This is a genomic window from Acinetobacter sp. SW-226 (assembly GCF_055632855.1).
This window is the reverse complement of sequence record NZ_CM145752.1, coordinates 1834243-1845974: the sequence shown is the minus strand read 5'-3', so window position 1 is coordinate 1845974 and position 11732 is coordinate 1834243. Positions and strand designations below refer to the sequence as shown.

The window sequence follows — 11732 nt, the reverse complement described above, 5'->3', positions numbered from 1 at the left end:
AAATATTAATGCCGCCTGCAAAAGGTGTATTGACAAAAAGGCACCGATTTGACATTTTGTGCCAAAGAGCGTGTAAAAATACAAATATGTCAAAAAACTTCGTTTCTTCTAGTTTTCTGAATACCTTACTGGTTTATCTGAGTTGCAATGCTTATCAGGATGCAACTCTTATTGCTCAAATTGAACAGCTCAAAGAACGCTACGCATGGCGCATGCCCAAAGATGACTTTCTCAATGTATTAGACATTATTCAAACACGCTATCCAAAACCAGCTCTGGGTTTCCGCATTGGACGAAGTCTAAAGCCAGAACATTTTGGAATGATCGGTTATATGGGGGTAACCTGCTCAAGCTTAGGACAAGCATTAGGTCGTTATCACCATCATCAAACTTTAGTCGACTCAGAGCTCAAGATTTCTTTAGCATTAACAGATCATGAAATCACTATGCGCTGGTGGCATAATGACCCAAGTACCCATGGCATTTGGGGAGAGTTTGGTGTCATGGTATTTATTAGTTTCTATCAGGCATTAATCGGACGTGATATTGCACCGATATGTGTTGAACTGCCTTATATGCCTGACAGTGATCCTAAAATTTATGAAATTTTGGCTGGTTGCCCTGTTAAATTTGGAACCCATGCAGTTGGGATTACCCTACCTCGTGCTTTATATGCAATGAAAATTAGTACCAGTGATCCTTATCTTCGAAGCCTGTATGACCGACAGGCTGCTGCGTTGCTACTTGACTTCTCTGGACAATATGATGCTTCTGTACGCAATGACTTTCTCACTCAAGTCAAACTTGCGATTAAAACGGGTATAGAGGAAAACCGATGTAGTGCTGAAGATATTGCACATCAATTAGATTTATCCCTGCGAACGTTCTATAGACGGCTAGATGAACAAGGTTTTCGCTATCGGGCATTGCTCGCAGACACACGTTTTGTATTAGCTAAAACCTATCTTCAAGACCAAACGCTAGCATTAGCAGAAATTGCACTCATGTTAGGCTATGCAGAACAAAGTGCTTTTACGCGCGCATTTATCAGTTGGAATGGTCAGTCTCCTTCCATGTATCGCCACCATTATGGCTTAATATAATTTTAAAAAATCACATATATTTGCAAATAAAAGAAGCACCAAATAAGGTGCCTCTTTAGAATGTTTAATTGAATATTAGAACATATTTCTCGGTCTTAATATTCCCAAAAAATACGTTGGATTTCTTTTGCATCTTTCGTTTTTGTTAAAGCAAGGGCTGCAAGTAATTTGGCTTTTTGTGGGTTAAGGTCATGTGCAACAACCCAGCCATATTTGTCATCTGGCTGCTCTGCATTTCTAAGCACAAAACCTTGCGGTACACGAGATGAACGTATAATTTGAACACCTTGTTTCTGCAACTCGGTTAGAGTTGGAACAATATAGTTCGCTACCGACCCATTCCCTGTCCCAGCATGAATGATGGCTTTCGCTCCAGCTTTAGCATAAGCGGTGTATGCATCAGGTAACATATTGCCAGAGCCATAAACAATTTGTACGAGTGGTAAACTATCGCCTTTAATATTCTCAATCTTAAATTCGGAGCTTGTATTATGACGCTTCGTAGTGCTTCTAAACCAGTAAGGTTTACCTTCAACTAAGGTGCCGAGTGCACCCCATTGGCTCGCAAATGCATTGGTATGGATATTAATTGTTTTTGAAACATCACGTGCTGCGAAAATATCATCATTCATCAGCACAAAAGTGCCTTTTCCTTTTGCACTATCATCGGCAGCAAGTGCAACTGCACTATAAAGGTTAAGTGGACCATCAGCAGACAGCGCTGTACTTGGACGCATTGACCCAACCAATACAATTGGCTTGTCTGAATGAATCACTAAATTTAAAAAGAAAGCCGTTTCTTCTAGCGTGTCCGTTCCGTGCGTAATCACCACACCATTTACATCGGGTTTTTTAAGTAAATCATTAACTTGCCGTGCAAGAGATAATAACTCTTTATCGGTAATACTTTCTGATGCAACTTGCATCGCCTGTACACCAGTCACATTGGCTAAGTTTTGAATTTGAGGAACTGCATTTAATAATGCATCTACAGGAACTTTTGCTGCGGTATACGTTGCACTGTTGGTTGAACTTGCACCTGCACCTGCAATTGTTCCACCAGTGGCCACAACAACTACACTATTTTTGGCAAATGCTACGCATGGGAGTAATAGGCTTAAACTAAGTGTTAAAGCTGAAACTGTTTTTTTCATAGGTCATCCTTTTTGAGTCATTTTATTCTTAGCATTTTTCATACCATAGTAAAATTACTGGAAAAGGATCGGATTGTATAGATACCATCACTATGTTTTGTCATTCGCTTTATTTACATAAATAGCTACCCCAAAATATACATGCCAGAATATGCAATACGCATGCATCCATTTTAAAAATAGCCTTCTTTTGAAGGCTATTGAAGAAATATAAAAGATTTCAGTTGGTTTCTATACTGTTGATATCAATCAGAACTTCTGAGAAATACTTAGCTTATAATCCCGTCCTGTACCTGTCATGTATTCACCAAGATACATTTTGTAATCACGATTAAATAAATTATCTATCGAGAAATTTAATACAGGCCCTTTCTCACCAAGGGGCTGCCAATCTGCATATACACTATGCAGTGAGTACCCTTTTGTTTTGGGCAAAGAGAAAGACGATGCAGCAATCGACTTATCATTATCAGATAAGCTTCTGTCCTGTGCATCAACGAAAATGCCCCTCCACCCCATGGTTAAATGATGTTCTGGAACATTTACCCCCAAAGTTGCGGTTGCTTTTTTAGGCGGGATGTCTGTCATCCATGTTTTTTCATCAAACCATGGATTTACTGGAGAGTTATCACGTTCTCCTCGAATATAGGAATAAGTAAACCCTGCAAACCAAGTCGGTTGATTATAGAACAATTCGGCTTCATAGGCTTGAATCGTGTAATCTGTGACATTTCGGTAGAAGCCGTGATGATAATTGCCATTACAATCACTTATGCTTCCAGAACCAGTATTGGCTTGGTTTTCAGCTTGGGCTTGACAAAAAGTTGAGCGGTTTCTAAATATTTCATCTGAGCCACGGTTGTGGTGATAGGTTAAACGAACTTGTAGATGGTCATCGTTACTCAACAGATCATCAAAATTCATTTCATTTCCAATACGTACTGCAAGCATTTTTTCTGGGCGTAAATAAAGGCTGGTGGAGGGAACGCTTGTAGCTGCCGACTGCACATAATATTGCTCATCCACCCGAGGCGCACGCCATGTTTTGCTGACATTTGCAAACCAAGTAAGTTGATCTGTTTGAGCCCAAGACATTGCCAAACGAGGAGACCAGCCCGTATAGGTTTTACTTGAGTAATCATGTCCCGCAAGAGGATTGTTATATCTTGATGCGCGGTTTGGTTTCCCATTATTTACGATATGATCATAGCGCAAGGATGGTGTAATAATAATATAGGACTTACGCATTGACGGATTCAAAAAAGTATTAAAATACTTTATAAAGTATCTGTGATCAGACGAATTAAACATGCTTCTACAGCAACTTGTACATTACCCATTTATATGGGCTTTCTCATGACAGAACCGAACTCTATTAGCTGCACACAACTTGCCGAGACTTATAATATCTCGCATGATAGTGTAAATCGCTTTCTAGAGCGTGAAGACTACACACCTCACGACCTATATCAAGAATCAATTCAACATATTGATAATAATAAACTTATAGTCAGTATTGATGATACTGTTTTAGATAAACCATATAGTCAACATATGGACTTGGTTAGCTATTTTTGGTCAGGCAAACACCACCGATCCGTCAAGGGTATTAATCTCATTACCTTGTATGCGACAGATCGAAATGGTCAAAATATTCCAATTAATTTCCGAATTTATGACAAATCTGAAAGTAAAACCAAGAATGATTACTTTATGGATATGTTAAGTGAAGTACTCAGTTGGGGTGCAAAGATTCAATTTATTACAGGTGATAGTTGGTATTCATCGACTGGAAATCTAAAAACCATAAGAAAATATGGTATTCGATTTATGTTTGGTATCGACTGTAACCGTAAGGTTTCCCCAGAAAAAGGACAATGGTTTCAACTGCGCTTATTGCCAGATTTCCATCAGGGTCAAGTGATCTGGCTCAAAGATTTTGGCTTTGTACAATTATTTAAGACTCAGTTAAAAGAACAGCAGAGGTTTTATATTGTGCATCAAGATGAAGATGATTTATTGTCCTTTGAAGGTTTTCATGAATTACATTCAAGTCATTGGAAAATAGAGCAATATCACCGGGTGATTAAACAGGTTTGTCATATTGAAAAGTTTCAAGTAAGACGATCTAAACTGATTTTGAATCATATTTTTTCAGCCTTGATGGCCTACGTTGAGATACAAAAGAACCAGTTTGAGCGGATCTTTGAAAATATATATCGTTGGCAGAAGAAATTATTTAGACCAATTATCAAAAACTTCATTGATGACTTTATTCTCGATAAAAATCATCTGCTACCACAGAGAATCTATAAGTAATAGTGCGTAAGTCCTATAATATTATTAAATTGATATTGGTCCTCAACAAAAGCACTCAGCATCTGTTGATCACCAGCAGGCATATAATTGGGTTCATAATAGCCAAAATTGTAATCAGGTTTAGACGCATTACTCTTATCAAAAATCAAAGAATTTTGTTCCATTTTCTGGTATTGCGCACCGATTTTTAATTTGTGGTCACCATACTTTGAGTTTACATCACTGATATTACTTACTTTTAATGCTGTATTTGTATAGTTGGCCCAACTTTCATTACCTAATAGTGCAGCGGAGCCATTCACGCTTGGTAGTCGTTGATCATGCTGAAAAGTTTTTGAGTATGAAGCAACTGCTTTAAAGTTAATAAAGGGATTAAATTCTGGATTGAATTCGTACGCAGCTGAGTAACTGGTATCCTTTTGGTCTCGATAAACTAAACGACGCTTCCATGCTTCATCATAACCATATTTATCAATATCTGCTTGGCTCGGCACTGCATCTTGGTCACGCATAGCAGCAAATGGTTCCCACCCTTCATGACCGCTACGCATGGCATTTAACGAAATTTTATGTCCATCGGTTGGATAAAAGTTGAGTTTAGCTAAGTAGGTGTCCTGCTCTTGTGCAGAATATAAAAATTTGCTGCCATCTGGACGTTTTACATCACCACTGTCTCGGTTTGTATAGTAAAACAAACCATCAACCAAACCATTCTTCATTTTGCCGTAAACTGCGCCAGTATACGTGTTCTGGCTATTATTGGAAAAACGTGAATATTTTACAAAAGCACCTGCATTTTTATTTGCACCGAGCAAATCACTGGGATCTTTTGTTTCCAATGTCACCTTGCCACCAAAACCACCATTTCCAACCTCAACATTGTGAGGTCCTTTGTCTACTGTTATTTTCTTTAAAATTTCAGGCTCAATAAAAACTGAGCCCTGTCGGTATTTGTCAAAACTCTTAACAGAGTCATCGAGAGTAATGGGCACATCTGCAACCCCACCTCGCCCTAGAATATTGATCGTCTGCCCACCTGGTCGTGGTGATCCAGCCGAACCAACACTTGGCATATTATCTAATAATTGTGCGACATTATTGGCTTGGTATCGGTCAATTGCTTTTTGATTCAGTACACTTTGTCCAAATTTAACTGTATCTTCTTTTTCCGCTTCTAATACGATAGCAGGCATTTGATAAATCTGATTATCCATAGCCATATTTGATAAAACAGATTGATTTAAATCTGTTTTTTTAGACTCTACTACAGCCAAATTTTTCGTATCAGGCATCTCAATCAATATGTAGCCCGATACTGATTTTTGTAATTTGAATGGTGTATTTTGAATTAAACGTGCAAAAAGTTGATCTAAGGTATATTTTCCTTGAATGGTTTTTACTTGATACAGATTGGTTCTAGCAGGATCAAATAACACCGAGATATTGGCTTGTTGTGCAACATTATTGAGTGCTTGAGTCAGTGAACCTGTTTGAACTTGATAATAACTGGCTGTATTTTCACTCACCGCATAAATTTGTGTGTTCATCAAACTTGTAACAGCTAGCACTGTAGCAGTCAAAGCAAATGGTTTTATGGAATTCCAATATAAAAACTGTGGCATTGGTCGGGTCATCCAGCGCTTAATAAAAATTAAACTTCGCTAATTTAAAATATGTTCTAAGCTTTATAAGACGATCCAGCTAAAAAAAAGACGCAATTTTCTTAAATAATCGTACTTTTTTTATACAACCCACCAATATCTAGTATAAATAACCATCCATGTGTCATTTTTGAACGATTGCTCTTGTTTAATCTTAATTGTTGCCTTTTTGACATCTATCTAAGATATAAAATGACAATGTATTGATTTAATGTAAAATATAATTACATCAATCATGTTCACCAGTGAACTATAGCTCCGAAAAGAAGTATTTTTAGAATGAGGCTCCTTATAAGTTGGTGATTGGTTTTTAAGCAATTAAAAATATGCAGAATCTAATTTATAAACATTTTAAATATATAAAAAAATTTAATTTACTATAATCAAAAAAAATATAATTTATTTACTTTTAAATCCATAATCCCCTTTCTGAGTTAACTATAATGGCTGTCTCTTTTAAATGATAAACTAAAGATATGAAAATTTTAGATGGCGGCTTTGGACGTGAACTTGCTCGCAGGGGTGCTCCCTTTAGACAACCTGAATGGTCAGCACTTGCTTTAACTGAAGCACCTGAAATTGTTAAAGAGGTTCATTTAGATTTTATCCGTGCTGGTGCGGAAGTCATTACAACAAACAATTATGCTGTCGTTCCATTTCATATTGGTCAAGAACGTTTTGATGCTGAAGTAAAAGATTTGGTCAATATTGCTGTTATGCAGGCCAAAACAGCTGTTGAAGAAAGCAGAAAAAAGGTTTTAATTGCAGGATGTCTCCCTCCTTTATTTGGTTCATATCGTGCTGATTTATTTCAGGAAAATGAAGCAGAAAAACTTGCAAAACCCATCATAGAAACGCTAGCGCCGCATGTGGATTTCTGGTTAGCTGAAACACAATCTTGCTTAAAAGAAGTTGAAACTGTTCACGCTTTATTACCTAAAGATCAACGTGATTTCTGGGTTTCATTTACCTTACAAGATGAAGTTCAACTTGAACAGCCACGATTAAGATCAGGTGAAAGTATTCAACAAGCTGCTGACACGATTACACGCCTAGGAGCCAAAGCTGTACTTTTTAACTGTTGCCAGCCTGAAGTCATTCTCCAAGCAATCGTTGCGATTAAACCCTTGTTACCAAATGATGTCGAAATTGGTGCTTATGCGAATGCTTTTCCTCCACAAAATAGTGAAGCAACTGCAAATGATGGTTTAGATGAAGTTCGTGCCGATTTAAATCCAGCATTGTATTTAAAATTTGCTCAAGAGTGGCAAGAAGCTGGAGCAACGCTATTGGGTGGCTGTTGTGGTATCGGTCCAGAACATATTGCAGAACTTTCAAAATTTTTTAAATAGTAAATAATTTTCATGTCGACATCTAAAATTGGCTTACTGTCTTTAACAGCCCTTGTTTTTAGCTCAATGGTTGGTTCTGGCGTGTTTAGTTTGCCTCAAAATATGGCATTAGTTGCCAATGGACAAGCTTTAATTATTGCTTGGTTCATTACAGGCATTGGAATCCTGTTTCTTGCATTTGCACTGCTCTATCTAACTCGGCAACGACCAGATTTAGATGGCGGAATTTATAATTATGCACGTGAGGGTTTCGGTGAGCTCATCGGTTTTTGCTCCGCATGGGGCTATTGGTTGTGTACGACTATTGGCATTGTTGGCTATGTTGTTATTGCATTCTCTGGCGTAGGTATGTTTACCGACAGCCCCCAACATGTCTATTTTGGTGAAGGTAACACGATCTATGCACTTATTGGTTCTTCAATATTTGTATGGTTAGTTCATTGGTTAGTTAGCAGAGGAATTAAAGAAGCGTCCGTAGTCAATTTAATTGCAACCATCGCTAAAACAGTTCCTATTTTAATATTCATCGTCTTCACATATATTGCATTTAAGCTAGATTTATTCACAACCAATTATTTTGATTTTTCTTTACAGATGCCCGTATGGGAACAAGTCAGAAATCTGATGCTAATTACATTGTGGGTTTTTACAGGTATTGAAGGTGCTGTTGTTTTATCTTCTCGCGCCAAAAACAGAAATGACATTGGTCGTGCTACTGTATTTGGAGTATTACTCGCATTAAGTTTCTATGTATTGGTTACGGTATTGTCCTATGGTGTGGCAAATCGTGCGGACATAGCCAATATGCATAACCCATCAATGGCCACTATTTTAGAGCAATTGATTGGGCTGCCTGGGACTATTATTATTACCTTAGGATTGATAATTTCAGTCAGTTCGTCATATCTAAGTTGGACACTTTTTGCCACAGAAATTCCCTTTCTTGCAGCAAAAAATAAAGCATTCCCACAGGTCTTTTTAAAAACGAATCAAAATAATGTACCAATTGCATCATTATGGTTAACATCAATAGTTGTACAAATTGCACTAATTTCTGTTTATTTTTTCAATAAAAACTATACGCAGTTATTACTAATTTCTTCTGTGATGATTTTACTTCCCTACTTTTTAGTCTCAGCTTTTTATTTGAAAGAGTCATGGAGAAATAAACGAACTAAACATATTTTGATCGCAATAGTCGCTGTAATTTATGCAGCATGGCTACTTTATGCTGCTGGGATTTCTTTGCTCTTACTTTCAATGTGTTTATATATCATTGGTCTCTCAATATTTTTCTACAGTAGATATTCCAATCAACGCAAAAATAATATCGTATTGTAACTAAATCCTAAAGTAGAGCACCTAAAGGTGCTCTCACTTTAATGATCCTATTATCATTAGAACACCTTTATATTTTATTTATTCGTATATTTTCTTATGACTCTTTACTGAAATTTAATTTAAAGTACATACTAAAAATCCATATTGTTTAAGGCTTTAAATCAAATATATTCTCTCTAAATCTCAAGTATCATCGCGTCTAACTCCATTTCATGAGTTGCTAGACAGTCTATACAATCCTTTTGTTGAGATAATTGTTGAATCCATTTGAGAGATTTGATGGTATTTTCACGATCAGCCATCACCCCAGGCAAGATCATTTGCTCCCAAGATTTTCTGGCATAACCGCAATCTGAGGTTAACAATAAGCACTTGCCATTGTTTTGAATGAGTATACCTGTCAATCCAGGGGTATGACCGGGCAGGTAAACCAACTGAATCGTTCCATCTCCAAATAAATCATAAGATTCATTGGCAGGACCGATATCTGAGCGATCAAATTTAAATGTTTCTAAGGGAACTCCTTCCCATAGACTTGCCACAAATTCGAGTTTATTTTTCTGTGCATAAGCCAACTCTCGATCATTCACCAAAATCTTTTTTGCATGCTTGAATTGTTTAACGCCCCCTGCGTGGTCAGTATGTAAATGTGTGAGTATAACGTAGTCAAGGTTTTCAGGCTGAATCCCAAGTTCTGCCAACATTTCATCAACTGCTTGCCCACGACTTTGTAATGGTTTATTCACTAAATAATGAATCAGAGTTAAATTCTTGACTGGATGCAGTCGAACATCTTTATGAAACCCAGTATCAATCAGAATTTTTCCTTTCGGATGTTCGATTAAATAGGCTGTTACAGGAATTTCAAGTTTATCGCGATCCGTTCGCATAATGCCCAACATTGCCAATTTGGGAAACTTCGGCATTTTTTCAGGGGCAAAAATAGTAGAACCATCCACAATCGTTGAACCGCTATGTAAAATCCTTAATTTAATTTTTGAACTCATTTTTATCTCCTAAAATGATTAGGAAATGATATTCAAGTATTAAAAATAGACAATATCAGAATACTGAAATAATGCTTTTTTGGCACAGATGCAATATAAAATGGCACTCATTCACCATTAACAAATCACAACAAAAACTAAATTAACCCATTAAAGGTAGGCCAAATAAAGATTTGGCAACATTGATAGAGGCATATATTAGCGTTAAAAATAATTTTAACGACTGTTATCAATTTAAAAAACAACCAATCAATTCTATTTTTTTATATTATTCAAGGAATGAATATGAATTCCAACTTGTCCATTAAAATGCTCATTTCCTGTATTTTTTTATTTTCTACATCACTATTTGCCGAGCAACCTATTATTGGAAAATGGTTGGTGCTTGAGTCAGGAACAGGAAAATTAAAGGCAATCGTAGAATTTAAAGAAGAATCAGATCGCACCATTTCAGGTACAAACATTAAGATATTAGATGAAAATTTAGGTCAAAATTCAGTTTGTTCTAAATGCCCTGAACCTTTTAAAAATAAACCATTGCTAGGCAGTAAAGTGATTTGGAATTTAAAGCCCTCAACAAAATATGGCGAATATATTCAGGGTTATGCCTTAGATGTGACAAATGGAAAAATATATAAAGGTAAAGCCAAAGTCACTCAAAATGGCAGACGCTTAAGTATGCGGGGCTATATTGGATCTAGTCTTTTAGGTAGAACAGAGACTTGGATTAGAGCCACTGACGAATAGATAAAACAGTCTTATCCATCATCCAAAATCTTAAATTTCACACCAAAGATAATTGGGCGCAACTGAAATACTCAATAGCACTGACTACCATCTCTTATCTGTAATAGATAATAAATTATAATATGACGATAAAAGGAGTTTCTCATGAAAAATTTAAATAAAGCCGTTTTTATTACAGGTGCAGGATCTGGCATTGGCTTTCAATGTGCAAAAACCTTATCTGCATTAGGTTATACCGTGTATGGTACGGTACTTAATGAACAGGAGTATAAAAACTCAATAGAAAGTATCCCGAAAAATTTCCACCCATTCATCATGAATATTTTAAATGAAGATGATATACAAAATGTAAAACAGGCATTGTCTGAATTACTAGACCAAAAACCCTTATATGCCTTAATCAATATTGCAGGCGTGATTTATAATGGGCCACTCATGGAATTAAGTAAAAAGCAGTTTGAACATATTTTGGGTGTTAATGTGGTCGGTGTACATGCCATGACTCAAGCACTGCTCCCTTTCTTATCTCACAATTCAGAACCATCTAAAATTATTAATATGAGCTCACAAAGTGGGCTACGCACTTTACCATTTACAGGGTTTTATTCTGCCAGTAAATTTGCACTAGAATCATTATCGACGGCGATGAAATTAGAATTTCAGCCATTAGGCATCAAGGTTTCCGTCGTCGAGCCTGCACAAATTCAAACCCCTATGGCAGAAAAAATATTGCAAGACGTGAAAAAATATTTATCGCACCCAATTTATGGAAAGGCAATGCAACGTTTTTACGACAGTTCAAAAAAATCTTTTGAAACTGGATTACCTGCTATCGCTGTGGTAGATACCATCGTAGACATATTAGATGCAGAAAAACCTGAATATCAATATGAAATCCATACCAATAAACTGCGCGATTATTATTTACTTCGTAAATTACCAATGGGCTTAAAAGACTATCTCATTAGCAAAAAGACTGGGTTAATCTAATCAGTTTCATTTATAAATCTCTAACCATTAATATCGTTAGAGATTTATTGATTCATGG

At 36.5% G+C, this 11732-nt stretch carries 8 protein-coding genes and 2 pseudogenes; 6 read left to right on the top strand and 4 right to left on the bottom strand.

The window, feature by feature from the left end; translation table 11 throughout:
* Positions 1 to 86 precede the first annotated feature (86 nt).
* Entirely contained in the window at positions 87 to 1103 is a 1017-nt protein-coding gene (locus ACZ8ZH_RS08895) for an AraC family transcriptional regulator (protein WP_162900284.1), read from the top strand.
* 95 nt (positions 1104 to 1198) lie between these two features.
* Here the strand turns inward: ACZ8ZH_RS08895 and ACZ8ZH_RS08890 are convergent, their stop codons facing one another.
* Together ACZ8ZH_RS08890 and ACZ8ZH_RS08885 are read right to left on the bottom strand one after the other, a co-directional pair.
* Positions 1199 to 2257, bottom strand: a complete 1059-nt coding sequence (locus ACZ8ZH_RS08890) for an asparaginase (protein ID WP_119063967.1) — start codon at positions 2255 to 2257, stop codon at positions 1199 to 1201.
* Positions 2258 to 2506: 249 nt separating this feature from the next.
* Positions 2507 to 3487 (bottom strand): annotated as a pseudogene (locus ACZ8ZH_RS08885) (TonB-dependent receptor domain-containing protein); the annotation flags it as partial.
* 60 nt (positions 3488 to 3547) lie between these two features.
* Between ACZ8ZH_RS08885 and ACZ8ZH_RS08880 the strand changes: the two are divergent.
* Complete coding sequence (locus ACZ8ZH_RS08880; protein ID WP_086197162.1) at positions 3548 to 4576, top strand: IS701 family transposase; 1029 nt, start codon at positions 3548 to 3550, stop codon at positions 4574 to 4576.
* Positions 4577 to 4596: 20 nt separating this feature from the next.
* Here ACZ8ZH_RS08880 and ACZ8ZH_RS08875 read toward each other — a convergent pair.
* A pseudogene (locus tag ACZ8ZH_RS08875) lies at positions 4597 to 6210 on the bottom strand (TonB-dependent receptor plug domain-containing protein); the annotation flags it as partial.
* A 503-nt stretch (positions 6211 to 6713) separates the two neighbouring features.
* On the opposite strand from ACZ8ZH_RS08875, the gene ACZ8ZH_RS08870 reads away from it, so the two are divergent.
* Both ACZ8ZH_RS08870 and ACZ8ZH_RS08865 read left to right on the top strand, forming a co-directional pair.
* The gene (locus ACZ8ZH_RS08870; protein ID WP_119063965.1) at positions 6714 to 7589 is read left to right on the top strand and encodes a homocysteine S-methyltransferase family protein; all 876 of its coding nucleotides are present in this window, start codon (positions 6714 to 6716) and stop codon (positions 7587 to 7589) included.
* A gap of 12 nt (positions 7590 to 7601) precedes the next feature.
* The gene (locus ACZ8ZH_RS08865) at positions 7602 to 8930 is read left to right on the top strand and encodes a basic amino acid/polyamine antiporter (protein WP_470247910.1); all 1329 of its coding nucleotides are present in this window, start codon (positions 7602 to 7604) and stop codon (positions 8928 to 8930) included.
* A 176-nt stretch (positions 8931 to 9106) separates the two neighbouring features.
* On the opposite strand, the gene ACZ8ZH_RS08860 is transcribed toward ACZ8ZH_RS08865, so the two are convergent.
* Entirely contained in the window at positions 9107 to 9937 is an 831-nt protein-coding gene (locus ACZ8ZH_RS08860) for an N-acyl homoserine lactonase family protein (RefSeq protein ID WP_086210515.1), read from the bottom strand.
* A gap of 285 nt (positions 9938 to 10222) precedes the next feature.
* Here ACZ8ZH_RS08860 and ACZ8ZH_RS08855 point away from each other — a divergent pair, with 285 nt between their 5' ends.
* Both ACZ8ZH_RS08855 and ACZ8ZH_RS08850 read left to right on the top strand, forming a co-directional pair.
* Positions 10223 to 10684, top strand: coding sequence for a DUF2147 domain-containing protein (locus ACZ8ZH_RS08855; protein WP_162900283.1), 462 nt, complete (start codon positions 10223 to 10225; stop codon positions 10682 to 10684).
* A gap of 144 nt (positions 10685 to 10828) precedes the next feature.
* The gene (locus ACZ8ZH_RS08850) at positions 10829 to 11674 is read left to right on the top strand and encodes an SDR family NAD(P)-dependent oxidoreductase (RefSeq protein ID WP_119063962.1); all 846 of its coding nucleotides are present in this window, start codon (positions 10829 to 10831) and stop codon (positions 11672 to 11674) included.
* The last annotated feature ends 58 nt before the right edge of the window (positions 11675 to 11732 follow it).